General features: G+C 43.1%; 19 protein-coding genes. 8 read left to right on the top strand and 11 right to left on the bottom strand.

The annotated features are described in order from the left end of the window. Positions 1 to 236 (bottom strand): ACT domain-containing protein (locus tag VP97_RS17060; RefSeq protein WP_483782895.1); only part of this gene is annotated, 236 nt, incomplete at its 3' end. A 182-nt stretch (positions 237 to 418) separates the two neighbouring features. On the opposite strand from VP97_RS17060, the gene VP97_RS17055 reads away from it, so the two are divergent. Both VP97_RS17055 and VP97_RS17050 read left to right on the top strand, forming a co-directional pair. After that, positions 419 to 1,414, top strand: a complete 996-nt coding sequence (locus VP97_RS17055) for a DoxX family membrane protein (RefSeq protein WP_050183277.1) — start codon at positions 419 to 421, stop codon at positions 1,412 to 1,414. Between the two features lie 49 nt (positions 1,415 to 1,463). Beyond that, the gene (locus VP97_RS17050) at positions 1,464 to 2,570 is read left to right on the top strand and encodes a CAP domain-containing protein (RefSeq protein WP_050183276.1); all 1,107 of its coding nucleotides are present in this window, start codon (positions 1,464 to 1,466) and stop codon (positions 2,568 to 2,570) included. Between the two features lie 160 nt (positions 2,571 to 2,730). Here the strand turns inward: VP97_RS17050 and VP97_RS17045 are convergent, their stop codons facing one another. From VP97_RS17045 to VP97_RS17010, 8 genes are all read right to left on the bottom strand, one after another. Then, positions 2,731 to 2,931 carry a cold-shock protein gene (locus VP97_RS17045; RefSeq protein ID WP_050183275.1) on the bottom strand — a complete coding sequence of 67 codons (201 nt, stop codon included), beginning with the start codon at positions 2,929 to 2,931 and terminating at the stop codon, positions 2,731 to 2,733. A 237-nt stretch (positions 2,932 to 3,168) separates the two neighbouring features. Beyond that, positions 3,169 to 3,795, bottom strand: coding sequence for an FMN-dependent NADH-azoreductase (locus VP97_RS17040; RefSeq protein ID WP_050183274.1), 627 nt, complete (start codon positions 3,793 to 3,795; stop codon positions 3,169 to 3,171). A 97-nt stretch (positions 3,796 to 3,892) separates the two neighbouring features. Continuing rightward, complete coding sequence (locus VP97_RS17035) at positions 3,893 to 4,378, bottom strand: MarR family winged helix-turn-helix transcriptional regulator (protein WP_245629922.1); 486 nt, start codon at positions 4,376 to 4,378, stop codon at positions 3,893 to 3,895. Positions 4,379 to 5,027: 649 nt separating this feature from the next. Then, complete coding sequence (locus VP97_RS17030) at positions 5,028 to 5,579, bottom strand: MFS transporter (RefSeq protein ID WP_050183273.1); 552 nt, start codon at positions 5,577 to 5,579, stop codon at positions 5,028 to 5,030. Next, the gene (locus VP97_RS17025; protein ID WP_050183272.1) at positions 5,576 to 7,006 is read right to left on the bottom strand and encodes an FAD-binding oxidoreductase; all 1,431 of its coding nucleotides are present in this window, start codon (positions 7,004 to 7,006) and stop codon (positions 5,576 to 5,578) included. The genes VP97_RS17030 and VP97_RS17025 overlap by 4 nt, the downstream gene beginning before the upstream one ends. 104 nt (positions 7,007 to 7,110) lie before the next feature. After that, positions 7,111 to 7,434: an MGMT family protein gene (locus VP97_RS17020; protein ID WP_050183271.1), complete on the bottom strand. Its 324-nt coding sequence runs from the start codon at positions 7,432 to 7,434 to the stop codon at positions 7,111 to 7,113. Beyond that, on the bottom strand, positions 7,431 to 9,155 hold the full coding sequence (gene ade / locus VP97_RS17015) for an adenine deaminase (RefSeq protein WP_050183270.1): 1,725 nt from the start codon (positions 9,153 to 9,155) through the stop codon (positions 7,431 to 7,433). The genes VP97_RS17020 and ade overlap by 4 nt, the downstream gene beginning before the upstream one ends. A 286-nt stretch (positions 9,156 to 9,441) precedes the next feature. Continuing rightward, complete coding sequence (locus VP97_RS17010; RefSeq protein WP_050183269.1) at positions 9,442 to 9,831, bottom strand: tautomerase family protein; 390 nt, start codon at positions 9,829 to 9,831, stop codon at positions 9,442 to 9,444. 202 nt (positions 9,832 to 10,033) lie between these two features. On the opposite strand from VP97_RS17010, the gene VP97_RS17005 reads away from it, so the two are divergent. Genes VP97_RS17005 through VP97_RS16995 form a run of 3 tightly spaced genes read left to right on the top strand, consistent with a single transcriptional unit; the run spans position 10,034 to position 11,464 of the window. After that, the gene (locus VP97_RS17005; RefSeq protein ID WP_050183268.1) at positions 10,034 to 10,873 is read left to right on the top strand and encodes a manganese catalase; all 840 of its coding nucleotides are present in this window, start codon (positions 10,034 to 10,036) and stop codon (positions 10,871 to 10,873) included. An 18-nt stretch (positions 10,874 to 10,891) separates the two neighbouring features. After that, the gene (locus VP97_RS17000; RefSeq protein ID WP_050183267.1) at positions 10,892 to 11,110 is read left to right on the top strand and encodes a spore coat protein; all 219 of its coding nucleotides are present in this window, start codon (positions 10,892 to 10,894) and stop codon (positions 11,108 to 11,110) included. Between the two features lie 6 nt (positions 11,111 to 11,116). Next, positions 11,117 to 11,464, top strand: a complete 348-nt coding sequence (locus tag VP97_RS16995) for a spore coat protein (RefSeq protein ID WP_050183266.1) — start codon at positions 11,117 to 11,119, stop codon at positions 11,462 to 11,464. 35 nt (positions 11,465 to 11,499) lie between these two features. Here the strand turns inward: VP97_RS16995 and VP97_RS23960 are convergent, their stop codons facing one another. Beyond that, the gene (locus VP97_RS23960) at positions 11,500 to 11,655 is read right to left on the bottom strand and encodes a hypothetical protein (protein ID WP_156153534.1); all 156 of its coding nucleotides are present in this window, start codon (positions 11,653 to 11,655) and stop codon (positions 11,500 to 11,502) included. Positions 11,656 to 12,144: 489 nt separating this feature from the next. Between VP97_RS23960 and VP97_RS16990 the strand changes: the two genes are divergently transcribed. Further along, complete coding sequence (locus VP97_RS16990; RefSeq protein WP_342667330.1) at positions 12,145 to 13,290, top strand: MFS transporter; 1,146 nt, start codon at positions 12,145 to 12,147, stop codon at positions 13,288 to 13,290. A gap of 161 nt (positions 13,291 to 13,451) precedes the next feature. On the opposite strand, the gene VP97_RS16985 is transcribed toward VP97_RS16990, so the two are convergent. Then, positions 13,452 to 14,414 carry an EAL domain-containing protein gene (locus VP97_RS16985; RefSeq protein ID WP_342667329.1) on the bottom strand — a complete coding sequence of 321 codons (963 nt, stop codon included), beginning with the start codon at positions 14,412 to 14,414 and terminating at the stop codon, positions 13,452 to 13,454. A gap of 217 nt (positions 14,415 to 14,631) precedes the next feature. Here VP97_RS16985 and VP97_RS16980 point away from each other — a divergent pair, with 217 nt between their 5' ends. Next, a complete protein-coding gene (locus VP97_RS16980; RefSeq protein WP_050183264.1) occupies positions 14,632 to 15,024 on the top strand; it encodes a thiol-disulfide oxidoreductase DCC family protein in 393 nt (130 codons plus the stop codon). A 187-nt stretch (positions 15,025 to 15,211) separates the two neighbouring features. After that, positions 15,212 to 15,688: a chromate efflux transcriptional regulator ChrS gene (gene chrS, locus VP97_RS16975; RefSeq protein ID WP_050183263.1), complete on the top strand. Its 477-nt coding sequence runs from the start codon at positions 15,212 to 15,214 to the stop codon at positions 15,686 to 15,688. The last annotated feature ends 118 nt before the right edge of the window (positions 15,689 to 15,806 follow it).

The raw sequence follows: 15,806 nt of genomic DNA, 5'->3' as shown, positions 1-15,806 counted from the left end.
GCCTGCACGTGGAAACCTTCCAGTGCATTGATGCTTTCGATAATTTCCTTTAGCTGCTCTTCCCGCTCAATTTGTATCGTGATATCTCGCTGCGTGTAAGCCGGACCCACTTTAATTGTTTCTACCTCACCAATGTCACCGCCGCGCAGCCCAATAGCTGTTGCTGCTTTCCCGAGGCTGCCCGGAATCGATGGAATTTCAATCATTAACGTACGAATTAACTTATTGTATGCCATGCTTGTTGTACCTCCATTAAAATAAAAAACTTCCTTTCTCTATCATAGCGCTTTCAATCAGATTTTTCTGCATAAAAAACTTAAAAAATTATGTGAATTTAATCACAAGTGGTATATTTATTTTTTATTTGCTTCCTCACTGTATGATGTATAAGGGATCTGCTTAAGGAAAAACTATCCCTATGAAAAAGATATTGTTTTTTTTAATAGCTTTTGTCGTAATGATGTCCCCTTTGTTTACAAAAGCGCATGTAAAGTGGTTCACAGAAACTACGCCACAAAAAGAAGCAATCGAGCATATTCTATCACCTTTCTTTCTTGGTTTGTCCCTTACGATTGCCGTTTTACTTGGCTTTTTAGCTCTTTTAATACCGAAAACAACCAGTTGGCCGCCTATTCAAAGATGGGACCAACGCTTGTCCCGGTTGCGCCCCTATTCACGTTATTTATTAAAGTACGGAACTGCCGCTGCTTTGCTTGTACAGGTGATGAGCGGAACACTGTTTGCACCGGAGTTCTTGATTGAGCAGCCAGCCGTTTGGGTGTTTGTATGGGCTGCTATTCTTTTGTTAATGATCCCACACCATCTGGCCACAAAAGCAGGCGCATTGATTCTTCTCGGGTTATTCATTTATGTGACCATACACAATGGTCTTTTCCATATGCTCGATTATGGTTTTTACATTGCTATTATCGCTGTCCTGCTTGTGGGAAAAACACCATTTGAATCAAAAGGCTTTCCTTTCTTGTACCTAGGAACTGGTTTGTCTTTGTGCTGGGTAGCCGTTGAAAAATGGGTATATCCATCAATGGCGCTTGATATTGTAGAGAACCACCATGTGCCGACATTTGGATTTGATCCAGCCGTTTTTATTGTCATGGCCGCTTTTATTGAATTTGTCGTCGGCTATTTGCTTGTGGTCGGTATTTTAAACCGGGTTGTTGCCTTCGTCGTGACGATCATTTTTATCTCAACTACGCTGCTGTTTGGCTTCACCGAAATAATCGGTCATTTTATGATTCACATTGTTTTACTTATCTTTATTATCGAAGGCGTGTCATTTTATAATCCGCCTATTAAGCTTCACAAAACGAAACTGGATCAATTTGTATTTGTATTTCTTAATTTTTTATTTGTTCTATCCACTTTCCTGCTGATCTACTATCGATTTGCGTGAAAAGCAGACCGTTTTCCGGTAAAATGGAGGGAGAACGGAGTGTGAATGATTGAAAAAAATACTATCTGTTGTTCTGCTGCTTGTTATAGCTTTTAATACACGGCCGCTTTGGGAAGAGTATGCCGAGCCTTATGTAAATTTAGCTTTTATGGATGTGATCAGTGATCAGCTGGAAAATATCAGAGAAAGTTCTGCTGTAACTGGCACTGTCGAGAAAGTCACGGGTGAAGTAAAAAGCCTTGTCGGCATCTCGCCGAAGCCTGCTGAACAAGCTGAACAGCCTGCATTGGCTGCACCGGAATCTCAAACCTTTTCTGTATACAACATTCAATTGGGAGACAGCCGTTCGAAGGTAGAACAGGAAGTCGGCGCTCCAAAACGGCATTCTGAAAATGAGTATGGAACCGAATGGTATGCTTATCACGAGAAGTACCAGAACTTTTTGATGGTTTCGTATGATGAGGAAAATCGTGTGAACGGTCTTTACACAAGTCATAATTTAATTTCTGCCCAAAATGGCATTGCTTTAAATACGCCAAAGGAAACGGTACGTGCCAAAATGGGTGAACCGATGGACAAAATGCGCAAAGGACTCACATATTATATTTTAAATGAAACAAATGAACATGATTACTATCATGTAGACGACAGCTATGTAACCATTTTTTATGATGTACACGAGGAGAATACGGTCACAGCGATCCTTATTGTAGACGAAGATCTTGAAGCAGCCAAAAAGAATATGTATGGCGAAAACAGCACGGCGCTTCGCAAAGGATTTGAGTACCAGCTGTTTGACGTAACAAACGCTGCGCGAGTTATGCATGAACTGCCGGTGCTGACATGGGATGACCCAATTAGCGTGACCGCCCGTAAACATAGTCAGGATATGGCACAGCATGTATATTTCGATCATACAAACCTTGACGGACAGTCACCATTTGATCGAATGGAGGAAGATGGTATCCGTTTTACAGCGGCTGGTGAAAACCTTGCTTACGGGCAATTCAGCAGTATTTTTGCTCACGAGGGTCTGATGAACTCTGCCGGCCACCGGAAAAATATTTTAAATAATGACTTCCGTTACCTGGGTGTAGGCGTGGCACTGAATGAAGAGGATCAGCCTTATTTTACGGAAAACTTTTTTAACAATTAAGCCTGCTCCGTTTATGCGGAAGGCTTTTTTTATTGAAAGATCGTTTGCACCCTGCCCGCTAGTGAGAAAGTTTAATCATGAAAAGAAGACTTTAGCGAAAAAGCAAGCAAGCAAAAAAGGCAGCCTTATAAAGGCTGCCTTTTTATGATGTTATATAAGATTATGCTTTTTGTACGTTAGTTGCTTGAGGACCACGTTGGCCTTGTTCAACTTCGAATGTTACTTCTTGACCTTCGTCAAGAGTTTTGTAGCCTTCGCCTTGAATTGCTGAGAAATGAACGAATACGTCGTCTCCAGCTTCGCGCTCGATGAAGCCGAAACCTTTTTCTGCGTTAAACCATTTTACTTTACCTTGTTCCATGTTATGTTGCCTCCCGTTGTGCATTTGCACAAAATAATACTATTCCTGCTCAAAGCAATATCAAGACAATAAGCTTTTACAGCACTTGTACCTCTCGAACAAAAATAATTCTTACTTATCATAACAGCTTTCTGAAGAATAAGCAAGTGATTCAAAAAAGAAAATGTTTTCATTTCCTTTTTGTGGATTCTGAAATATAAAAAAAGCCGCCCCTTTTTGGAAGGGACAGCTTGTTCATTAAAATGTACGTGCTGCTTCTTTTGCCACTTCAATACCATCTGCAATAATATCTGCTGAACGATCCGGGAATTGATTATGTCCTTCAATTACAATCGTCTGAACATCTTCTACGCCCCAGAAAGCCATAATGGTTTGAACATATTTTGCTGACATTTCAAGGTCAGCCGCTGGTCCTTCTGAATAAATACCGCCTCTTGCATTTAAAAGAGCTACTTTTTTATCCTTTAAAAGACCGACCGGCCCTTCTGTTGTATATTTAAACGTTTGGCCTGCCTGACCGAGGTAATCAAGATACGTGTGAAGAACAGCTGGAATCGTAAAGTTCCAAAGCGGGAACGCAAAAACAACTTTATCTGCTTCCAAAAATTGATTCAAGTATTTTGTAACAAGCTCTGTTGCCGATTTTTCTCCTTCTGTTAATTCCATGCCGCGCGCCAGTTTAAACATGCCGTTAATTTTATCATTGTCGTAGTACGGAAGGTTTTCTGCAAAAAGATCCAGCTCCGTGATCGTGTCCGCCGGGTGCTCGGCACGGTACGCCTCTAGAAATGCATTATATAACTGCACGCTGACCGCCTGATCGGCCGGGCGTGAATTGGCTTTTATAAACAAAACATTTGTCATTTTCTGTTTCCTCCAGTTATTTGGTTACTTTTAATCACTGAAAGAATTGTATCATATAAATAGTTGCTATAGCAACTATTTTGTTGTGCAGGCTTTTTTATTCGATATTTGCCCGCATCTTCGTTAAAATTCTATGCACTTCATCCAGCTCTTTTTTTGTGATCCCTGCTGTAATGGTTTGGTGAAATGTTTCTATAACCGGTATTACTTTGTCTTGAAGAGCAGTTCCGGCTTCTGTCAAAAAAATCCGCACAGAACGCCGGTCGCATGTTTCCGTTACCCGCTTAATAAACCCTTTTTGCTCGAGACTTGATACCATCCGGGTAATGTTCGTTTTGTCTTTTTCAAGCCGTTCAGACAATTCCTGCTGCGTTCGTCCATCCCGTTCCCAAAGCAGCATCATAATTAAATTTTGCTCCGGGGCGAGCTGAAATGGCGCAAGACGCTCTTTTACACAGTTCGTTACTTTCAAATCGGTTTGATGAATAAAAACACTGATGTAATCCTGTACTTTAATGTTCATAATCAGCTCTCCATAATCCGGCCACTCAGCCTGCCCAATATCCGCTGTTGAAGCAGGCATGAGATGCACAATTTTGTAACTCACGTCTACTACTAAATAATTTCTCAAGTATCTTTTTTATACTGAATGCAAATTGCTCTGCTGTCTTGTCAAATAATTTATGTTCCCATTTCTGTACACCGGCCGTCATACTCCACCCTCACTTTGCCGTTGAATACGAGCAGCCATATTCACAGTATGCCCGGGCGGCCCGTTTGCATTTACCACAGTGGTCATTCCTGCAAACCATTTTATTTTTAATACTATTTCATGTTGTATTTGGATAAGCTTCGCGTATAGTCCCTGGTTTCTTGATCGACGTTCAAACTAACTTTTGCGTTTTTACAAGGTCTTACACGGGCAAGTATATCCAAGCCCGTTTTCCAGAAGTATTTACAGCATGAGCAGCATCGCTTCTGTTAGAAAATTTCTGCCGAACCATTTCACCTTTTTCAAAAATCTACTTCACAAAAAGATCTTATTACCCAAAACTATAGTATGTTATTTTAAATATATCATATTTATATTTGCAAAAACGAATCATTTTACCTATCTTTATTTACACATTTTGTATTTATTAATCCATTTTCATTTGCTTGTTCTTGCGGCAGTTTTTGTATAAAAAACTCCCTGTCAGCCTTCCCGAAAAGCAGTTTTATCGATTTCATGCTTAAAAAGAGATTGAACTGTTTTCTTGCTTTTTCCATACGATAAGGCCGCTCATCACATACATGAGAGATGCAAGGTAAAAGATAGTCGCGATCGTTAAAAAGTCGACAAGATAACCGGTCACGATCACAGCTGTTGCTGCCGCAATAGACGTCCAAAAATGATACCGGCCCATGTCAGCACCGGCCTGCTTGTGATTTGCCGTGCGGGCCAGAGCCGCTTTTTCAGTGTTTTTTTGAATCGCTCCAAGCACCCCCATACAAACCTGCAGACCATATACCTGCCATACACTTGTAACAAGCGGAAAGAAAAGCAGCAGCACAGCCATGCCCATCGAATAAAAAAGCAGCAGCTGCCTGTCTCCCAGCCGGTCCGCAGCTTTTCCAACAACGGGATACATAAGTGCGGAGGTTAACGTAAAAAGTCCATACGCCCATCCAAACTGTGCGTAACTATCACCTACATTTCGAAGCAGCAAAACATAAAAAGGAAAAATCATACTCCCTGCCATCAAAATAAGGCTTTGAGACATTACAAACTGACGATAGCTCATTGTTGATACTCCTCATAAAAATAGTTTGTAAACCGCTTTTGCGGGTCAACCTCCTGCTTCTTCTTGAAAAATGCCTCAATACGCGGATAAGCTTTTTCCAGCTGTTCTTCTGACGGAAATGAATAGTATGGAAGATAATAACTGCCCCCATGGTCCAGGGTGACATCAATCATATCCTGTATTACATCTTTTGATTTCTCTACTTCCTGCGCCGATTTACCTTGATTGATTAAAAGCACCAGTGCAAACATATCCTCCTTTGCATAAGAAAGAACAGCTTGATCACTTTTTTCAACATAGCGGATGGTAATGTTTAAAAGGTTGAATTCTTTCTCCTTTTCAAGAAGATTCCGCATGTCATCTATGTAAGCAGAAAATTCAGCCACAGGGACAAAATATTCCTGCAGTATTTCTGTTCTTGTGCTGCTTTCATAGTTCATAAAATCCGTTTCAGAACGCATGACATTGTTTCTGGATTCGAACGACCCGTTTTCTTCAAGTGCATATTGTTTTTGAACATCCCAAAACAGGTCTTTTCCCCACCCGCTGTAACGGGACAAACCGAGGAAAAGCTTCGGCAGCGCTACAATTCTGTCTTCTTTTAATGTATTTTCATTTTTCAGCAGCTTTTGATTTTCTGCCTCCACATAATCTGTTACATACATCTCGCGCAAAAAAGAATCCGGCGCAACCGAAATGCGTGCCAAATGCATTTTGACCGCTGTGTTTTCCTTTACCTGCTGCTGAAAATAGCGAGTATAGGCGCGATAATCAAGTTCTTTTGTTTCTTTTTGATATAGCTTATCCTCTGTTAATGAAAGTGTAACATCCAAAATGATGCCGAATAAGCCATACCCGCCAATCACGTAAGGAAATAGCTCCTCATTCTCATTCCTGCTGACAAGAACAATCGTGCCATCCGGTTTTAACAGCCGGAATGATTCTACCGTGTCAATAAGAGATTCATGCCTGATATCCCGGCCATGCACATTTACACTTAATGACCCGCCAATGGTAAAAATATTTTGCGACTGCATCACCTTAACAGCAAGGCCGTATGGATTTATATGCCGCTGAATATCGTCCCATGTAGCGCCGCTTTGCACGGTAATCAATCGTTTCTCCGGCTGAAAATGGATGATTTTATTAAATGGCTTCATGTTAATCATTACTGATCCCGGATAATAGGTTTGTCCGCCCTGGCTATGCTGCATGCCTGCAATCGAAAGCTGGCTGCCGGTACGGTTTGCATCCTGTACAATTTTTTTGAGCACTTTTTCACCGTCCGCTTGCTTGATCTCTTTTACCCGGACCGGCAAAAGGTGTCCTGCATCTTCAACTGTGGGATCCGAATAAATATAACTGTAAAGATAAACAGAAGCGGTAAACAAAGCAACGTAAAAACAAACAAATAACCCTTTTTTCATTTTCTATGCTCCTTTTTGCCCTGCTTATTTTTCCACTTTTTAACTTCTGCTATATCAAAAAAAGAATACGACAGTCAGACAAACATGTAAACAACAAAAAAGGATCAGCGCTTGTTCTGCTGATCCACTTCCTTGTTTGCTTTATCCCAGTCAACACGGCCATCTGTGGTAAAAGGAATGCCCTCTTCTCTTAAACGGTGCCGCTGTTCTGCTCGTGCTTCTTCATCCGGTACATTGATTTCGCCTCTGGCATTGACAACACGGTGCCATGGCAGCTGGTGCTTTTCACTCATAGAATGTAAAATACGAACCACCTGGCGAGCAGCACGGGGGCTTCCCGCCATTCTCGCCACCTGTCCGTATGTGACAACCACCCCTGCGGGGATCTCTTTTAATACACGAATTACTTCCCTTGTAAAAGGTGTCACTCCGGAATCCCCACTTCAATATGCTGAAAAGAGTCTACATCAAACAGCCCTTTGTCTGTCAGCTTCAGGCTCGGAATCACCGGCAGACAGAGGAACGATAGGATCATAAAAATATTTTGTGACTCCTCCGCTACAAGCGCCAGCTGCTCATGAAGGTGATGTAATTCCTCAATCACTTCTTCATACGGCTTTTCGGACATAATACCGCCGACCCGGAGCGGAACGGACGCAAGAACCTTTCCATCTTCAACGATCACAAGCCCGCCCTGCATACGTTCTGACGCCTCAATGGCTGCTAAAATGTCTTCATCATTTGTCCCGGCCACAACCAGGTTGTGTGAATCATGTGCTACGGTTGATGCAATGGCTCCCCGCTTCAGACCGAGCCCGCTGACGATACCCACTCCAATGCTGCCTGTTGCATGATGCCGTTCACACACAACAATTTTCAACTGGTCGCGCACAGCATCCGGTACAAAAAAGCCCTTTTCTATTTTTACATCTGCTGCAATTTTGTTGGTAATAATCCGGCCAGGCACCACGCCGATCATCATTGCTTTTTGTCCAGCTTCAAGGGGAATCTGCAGGGATTCCTTTGTGACTTTTTTTATATTCAGCGAGGATTGAACCGATGCTGGTACGGTGGCACGACTATTTTTCAAAGCAGACAAATCCAGAATCCTTCCATCTTTTATAATCGTCTCTGGCTGGAGCGTTTCCAGACTGTTTGTAATTAACACATCTGCTGTGTAACCGGGCGCAACCGCTCCTTTGTTTTCTAAGCCGTGGCATACAGCATTATTAATCGTCGCCATTTGAATGGCAATCAGCGGATTGAGTCCATGCTTGATGGCCAGGCGTGCCGCATAATTGACCGTTCCTTCTTCAGCCAGTTCATCTAAGTGCTTGTCATCTGTACAAAAAGAAAACCGGCTGCTGTTCCGTTCATGAATGGCTGGAAGAAGAGCCAGCAAATCCTTTGCAGCTGAGCCTTCCCGTACAAGGACGTGAATACCCCGACGCACCCTTGCGATTGCTTCTTCTGCTGTTACGGCTTCGTGGTCATTACGGATGCCTGCTGTGCTGTAAACATTCAACGCTGAATCCGGCAGCCCCGCCGCATGACCGTCTACTGTCAAATTTGCTTCAGTTGTCATTTGAATTTTGGCAAGCATACCCGCATCAGCATTTAAAACCGAAGGATAATCCATGACTTCTGCAAGACCGATCACATTTTTATGAGACAAGTACGGGCGCAGATCATCCGCTGTTAAAGTTGCTCCGTTTTGTTCAAATGGAGTTGCCGGTACACAAGAAGGCAGCTTCATTAAAATGTCAATATCCGTTCCAGCTGCATCCTCAAGCATAAAGTCAACGCCGATTCGTCCGGCGACATTGGCAATTTCATGGGGATCAGTTATGACTGTGGTTACGCCATGCTTGATAAGCGCCCGCGAAAATTCCGACGGTGTCACCATCGTTGACTCAATATGGATATGGCCGTCGATAAAGCCCGGCATCACATATTTACCTGAGGCATTTACGATATGCTTTCCTTTTGGGTAGGTGCCGATGCCGACAATGTAACCGTCCTTGATCGCGACGTCCGCTTTAAACGTTTCAAGTGAAAAAACGTCCACCACTGTACCATTTTGAATAATGATATCCGCTTCCTCTGGGCGCTGTGCTGCCTTAATCAATCTTTTTAGCGCATCTGTCATGCCGCTTCCCCCTTTGTCTTTTTTACCCTGTCGGCCTTTGTGAATTCTCTCACTAGTTTTTCATATTTTACTCGAAAAAATTTCAGTTGCAAACTATTTATGCCCAAAATAAACAGGCTCTTTTTTGTCCGTGATAACAAAAAAGAGCCTGTTTATACATGCTTTACATATGAATACACCATTTTCGTTACTGGTAGATCACCTATCCATCTGCGCGAGGAACGCTTCAGGGATCACTTTCAAAAAAAACCGATAGAAAAAGCGAATAATTGAAAGGGATGAAACGTTACAGATCGCCAGTTAAAAACTGCGCTTTTCCGAAGCCAAAACTCCAGTCAGCGTCCCCATTAATGGAAAGAGAGATCATCACATCTTTTGGATCAATCCCACAGCTTTCCTGCAATTCTTCCACAATGTACTGGTATAGCTTTTGTTTTTGCTCTTCTGTTCTTTGCTTACTGACGATACTAATTACCACGATATTTTTTGATCGTTCAAATCCAAGCCCCGTGTCTTCAATGATCATTTCATGGGATGGGTGTTGATGCACAATTTGATAGCGGTCACGCTCCGGTACTTCAAAAGCTTTCAGCATCCCTCTATGCGCTGCATCGAGCAGCTGCTTGAGTTCTTCTTCTGTTCGTCCTTCAATTACATCAAAACGAAGCAATGGCATAACAGATTCCCTCCAATTCTTATGTACACTTTCACTCTATCACGCTTACCCTCTTTTCACAATATTCATACAACTTCATTCATCTACTTGTCTCTGCAAGTGATTTTTTTCCTATTTTTGCGCCTTAAGGATTTTGGAGCAGAAAAGGAGGGTACGACAAATAAAGACACAACATTCTATTATGCTGAAGGAGGATTTTTTTATGTTCCGTCACCAGAAAGAATTACAATTTGAAGTAAAAGTAGAACGTCCCGACCCGCTGCTTGCCCGCCAGATTCAAGAGGTACTCGGCGGCCAGTTTGGTGAAATGACTGTCATGATGCAATATTTGTTCCAGGGCTTTAACTGCCGGGGAGAAGAAAAGTATAAGGATATGCTGATGGATATCGGTACAGAGGAAATCGGGCACGTGGAAATGCTTTGCGCCTTGATCAGCCAGCTGCTGGATGGCGCATCACCAGAAGCACAGGCGGAAGCTGCTGAAGATCCTGCTATTGCTGCTATTATGGGCGGTATTAACCCGCAGCACCTGCTTGTAAGTGGGCTTGGCGGAATGCCAACCAATTCAAACGGTGTACCGTGGAATGGTGCTTATATTGTAGCGAGCGGCAATTTGCTTGCTGATATGCGCTCCAATCTGCACGCTGAATCTCAAGGGCGCTTGCAGGTTGCACGCCTTTACCATATGACAAAAGACGAAGGCGTCCGTGCTGTATTCCGTAAAATGCTCGCTCGTGACCGCTATCACCAATATCAATGGATGGAAGCCATTGCAGAGCTCGAGGAGAAAAACGGCGTAGCCGTGCCGGCCTCCTTCCCTCCAGAAGCAGAGCAGGAAGCACAGCCGCACGCGTTTGAGTTCTGGGATCTTTCAGAAGGATCGGAATCTGCCGAAGGACGCTGGGCAAAAGGCAGTTCCCCGGATGGAACTGGCGATTATGTTTACTTACAGAATCCAGCACCACAGGGTCAAAAGCCAATGCCAGCCGTTCCTCCAACAGCCATTCACCACGACTTAGACGGAAAAGCAACCGATAAATAATAAAAAGGAGTGAGGAACATGGCCAAACAGTTAGCGATGCATGAAAAGCTAGAAGTTCATGAAGTTCTCTTATTTAAAACAGCTTGTCTCACAAAAAGCACCGCGATGCTTGAGCTTGTTGAGGACTCGGAGCTGAAAAAGCTGCTGAAGGAAGATATTAAGCTTTCAACAAAAGCGATTAAAGATTTACAGGCGGTTCTTAAAGACGACCAAAAGCAAACGGCGAAAGGACGGTGAGTATAGATGGCAAAGAAAAGCAAAAATGATACAGTACTCGACGACTTGGCGATTGCCACTGATTTTCTCATTACGGCCAAAGCCGGTGTGCGAAATTTAGCGGTAGCCATTACAGAGACAGCCACACCGGAAGTAAAACAGCTGCTTAGAAGAGAGTTGGATAACGCTATTGATATGCACGATAAAATAGCCCAGTATATGATTGATAACGAAATGTATCACGCATATGACCTGGAAGAACAAGTGACGCATGACCTTGAAAAAGCGGACAAAGCACTGTCAATTGCTCCTGCTAAATCGTCAAGCAAGAGCAGTTCAACTAAAAAGTCTTCTACTAAAAAGTCCAAGAAATAAATAAAAGCATCCGGCCTGAAAGCCGGATACTTTTTTTATAGAATAAGGGAGATTGCTTTTTGAAGTAGTTCAATATCTTTTGCAATTTCTTTTTTTATTGCACCGTCGTGACAGCGTGCGTAATCCATGTACAACAATGCGAGCTCCTGCTTAAAAATACACCGGTCTGCTGCTAGTCTTATGGTCGCCACTTCCTTTGCCTGACTTTTCTATTGCCGTTTAGTAATAATTACCCAATAAAACAGAAATATACTCCTTTATCCCTGAAGTTTTTAAACTCTGTATTTTCAAAAAAAGTAAATAAAAAGCAGCGTGATGGCTGCGAGCTGTTTGTCAGGAGAACAGCGACCACGAAGGGATAACCGCGAATTCTCTATGTTCTTGATCGTTTTAATCCATCCAAATAAGTGCATACCCCTGCTGGCACTCTTCAATGGACCCTTTTAATTCCACCAGCGTATCAGTGCGCGAACCCCATAAAAAATGAGTTCTCCGGCAGATGTAATCAAGTCAAGCAGATCAAATACTGAATCTTTATCTTTTTTCTTCTTTTTTCTTTTCATTATGTCCGCCTCCATTTTCTTTTTTTATACGACCCAATGGAAGAATCTGTTTCATTTTCTTTTTGTTTCAAGCAAATGATATAGTAAAGCTAGTAATGTATCGAACGGAGGCGGCCGATGATGCGGGCGTTTGTTTATCTTATTGTCTTTTTTTCTTTTTTTGATCTTTTTGTTCAGCTGCCGATCATGAGCCCGCTTGCCCAGTCACTCGGCGCGGCTCCCTTTTTAATCGGACTGGCTGTTGGCATGTATTCCTTCTCTAATACAATCGGCAATATGCTATCTGGCTTTTGGACAGACAAAAGAGGTCCTTTCTACGTGTTAATTACAGGTCTATTGGCGACCGGAGCTACCTTGTTTTTTTATGGAGCGGCCCAGAGTACGTGGCTCCTTCTTTTGGTTCGGTTTGCTCATGGCCTGGCTGCCGGATTAATCACACCGGCGGCTTTCACATATTTAGCAAATCATACGGCCAGTGAGAAAAGAGGTCAAGGAGCGGCTGTGTCCGGTGCTTTTGTTGGTATAGCAGCGATTACCGGTCCCGCTTTCAGCGGCATTTTAGCAAGCCGGACAAGCGAAGTCCATGTTTTAACCATCGTGGGTGCAGCGATGACTATCCTGGGGATGGCTGCTTTACTTATGTTGAGAAAGCAGCCGGCTTCATCCCCTTTACCGAAGCAGGACAGTGTTTCATTTTCTGGCCTGCTTGGCAATGCTCGTGCGCGCAAAGCATTTACGGGTGCTTTTTTGCTGATGTTCTCCCAGGGCGTCCTCGCTTACATGCTGCCACTGAAAATTGAAAGTCTTGGGTACGACTCCCAGACGAGCGGCCTGCTTTTGAGTACTTTTGGTGTAGCGGCGATCATTATATTTCTTTCCCCGGCTAACAGGCTTTTTGACCGGCTGCAGCAAGAAAAAATTTTTTTTATTGGAGCAGCCATGATGGGGACGAGTCTTCTGCTTATCAGTCAACTAACAGCTGCTGTATTTCTGTATGCCACAATGAGCATATACGGGATTGGCTTTGCTTTTTTATTTCCTTCGATTAATTCTCTGCTTATGAATTCGGTCACACCAGAGAGCCGGGGAACCGCTTATGGCTTCTTTTACGCTTTTTTTTCACTCGGTGTAGTGGCAGGCTCTGCAGTCACCGGTGCGCTTTCTCTTTCTCCCTTGCAAGGCTTTATGGGAACTGGTCTTCTTCTTATAGTGGCGGGATTGCTTGTGCTCGGCCAGTCAACAAAAAAACCGTCCAGCCTATAAGCTGGACGGTTCAAGCTGCCCGCAAACGCCCACTTTCAGCGTCACTGGCCGGCTGTGAATGCTTATGCTCCCAAAAAAGTCACTCCCAACCGCCTTCCTTGAAGGCCAGACATTTTCAATCAGCCTGCTTTTTAACTTTTTCTACATCCTCGATTTTCCGTTTAAACTGCTACTGGTTTAGCAGATGGTTTGCCAAAATAATATCCTTGTGCAAGGGTAATACCCGCTGACTTGCAGTACTCATATTCTTCTTGTCTTTCAATGCCTTCTGCGAGTGTTTTAATACCTAGATTCAGAGCTGTTTTCAGTGCTCTTTCAATAAACGCCTGCTTTTCCTTGTCCTGGTCACAAAATGAAATGTAAGAGCGGTCAATTTTGATGTAGTCCGGATTGAGCTTTTCAAGCATTTCGATCGTGGAAAAACCAGCTCCCACGTCATCAAGCGCCACTTTAATGCCTTCTCGCTTGTATACATTTAAAACTTTCTTTAAATGTTCGACATCTTCTATTCTTTCCGTTTCAACTACTTCAAATACAAGATCAGTTGGATCCACGTTGTATTTCTCAATCATACGGAAGGTATGCTGCAGGCAGAATTCTGGGTTGTAAATAGTGGAAGGCAAAAAGTTGATAAAGCTTTTCTGCCCCTCCTGAATGTATTTTTTACGGGCAACAATGGCACTTTCTCTTGCCTGTTTATCCAAATAAGAATGCATGCCAAGCCTCTGGGCCGTATCAAATAAGCGGCCCGGCGGAATGGAGGCTTCTTCACTTGTCCGAAGAAGGGATTCATATCCGTAAATATGCCCGGTCTCCGCTTCAACAATCGGCTGAAGAAAGCTGACAAATTGGCCTCTTTCAATGACGCGAATAACCTCCTGATGTGAAAACCAGTCCGCTACTTCTCCAATCGGTGCAGTGCGAAGCGGTGCCTCATCGCCCGGACGCCCGATCCCGCCGAATAGTGTTCCTTTCTGTTTCTCCTGAACAAATTGAAGCTTCTTCTCCGCTTCTTGTACCGTTTGAAAATCGACAAATGACCAATTTTTCTCATTCGAAATAAACAGACGGCCCGGTTCATAAAATCGAATCGGAACCCGGCATTCAATACAGCTTTCCGGCATATGCATATACTCCTTTTGATCAAAATTAAACCTCTTAAACAGCAAATATTACTTAAGTCCCCTTTTTGAGCAAATCTTAAACTATACCCAAAAAATAATAAGCACTTTTCACTACCTTACCACCCTGCAAAGTGCTTATTCAAGCAAGTTGTTTGAAACGAGGAAAAAGCGGTTAGACTATTAAGAACAGAACGTTTACACGAGGAGGAGTTTTACTATGACAGCAGTCGTTTTATTTGATGGGGATTGCAATTTCTGTGATGCCAGCGTTCAATTCATTATACAGCGTGATTCAAAAGGATATTTTAACTATGCATCGCTTCAAAGTGACGTCGGACAAAAGCTGCTGAAAGAACACAACATGCCGGAAGACCTTGACAGCTTCGTGCTGGTTGAGGATGGGGAGGCTTACAGCAAATCCGCGGCTGCTTTGAGAGTAGCGCGTCATTTAGATGGAGCATGGAAACTGCTTTATGCGCTGGTTGTTGTACCAGCTCCGCTCCGCAATCTCGTATATGACTATGTTGCCGCTAACCGGTACAAGTGGTTCGGCAAAAAAGATGATCATTGCATGCTTCCATCACCAGAAGTACGCCAGCGCTTTTTATAAAAATGAGAACCTGCTCAAGCAGGTTCTTTTTTTGAACAGAAAACCTGCCAAACAGGGATATTCTGTTCTTTAATTCCACTATGATAGAAGCTAGTTTAGTGACCTTTTCCTGTTTAAAAGCTTATATACCTAAACAGATCATGATACACTAAATACGCATTACTTTTTATAATGGAGCTGACACAGTATGTCATCAAAATACAGTATTCCCAATATTGGCATTGACGAAATTGACAAACATATCTTATCTATCCTGCATGAAAACAGCCGCATTTCCTATACCGATATTGCGAAGCAGGTGGATCTATCCCGTGTCGCCGTTCAAGCCAGAATTAATAATTTAATGGAGCAGGGCGTTATTGAAAAATTCACCACGGTCATTAATCCGGCGAAAATCGGTATTCACGTATCCGCTTTTTTTAATGTAGAAGTGGAGCCTCAATTTTTAGAAAAGGTCGCCGCCCATCTTGAAACGGAAGCGGCTGTAACAAGCCTGTACCATATGACCGGTCCAAGTAAACTTCACATGCACGGAATTTTTACCGATAACCAGGAGATGGAGCGCTTTTTAGCAGAAAAGCTTTATCCGCTGCAGGGTGTTGTCAGTGTCGACTGTCAAATTTTAATTAAACGCTACAAAAGCCGGATGGGCATGAAATTGTAGGGGCAGCGTCGCTATGCTCTTTGATTCAATATCGGCTTTTCCCCTGTAAAAAAGAGGCTGCACGCAGCCTCTTTTTTTACAGGAGAACTCCTTCTGTTTTGTTTAAACCACCTTCTCC

This window comes from Domibacillus robiginosus, from assembly GCF_000966195.1.
GTDB classification, from domain to species: Bacteria; Bacillota; Bacilli; order Bacillales; family Domibacillaceae; genus Domibacillus; species Domibacillus robiginosus.
Note: the sequence above shows the minus strand (reverse complement) of the source record. Positions and strands in the feature narration are given on the sequence as shown.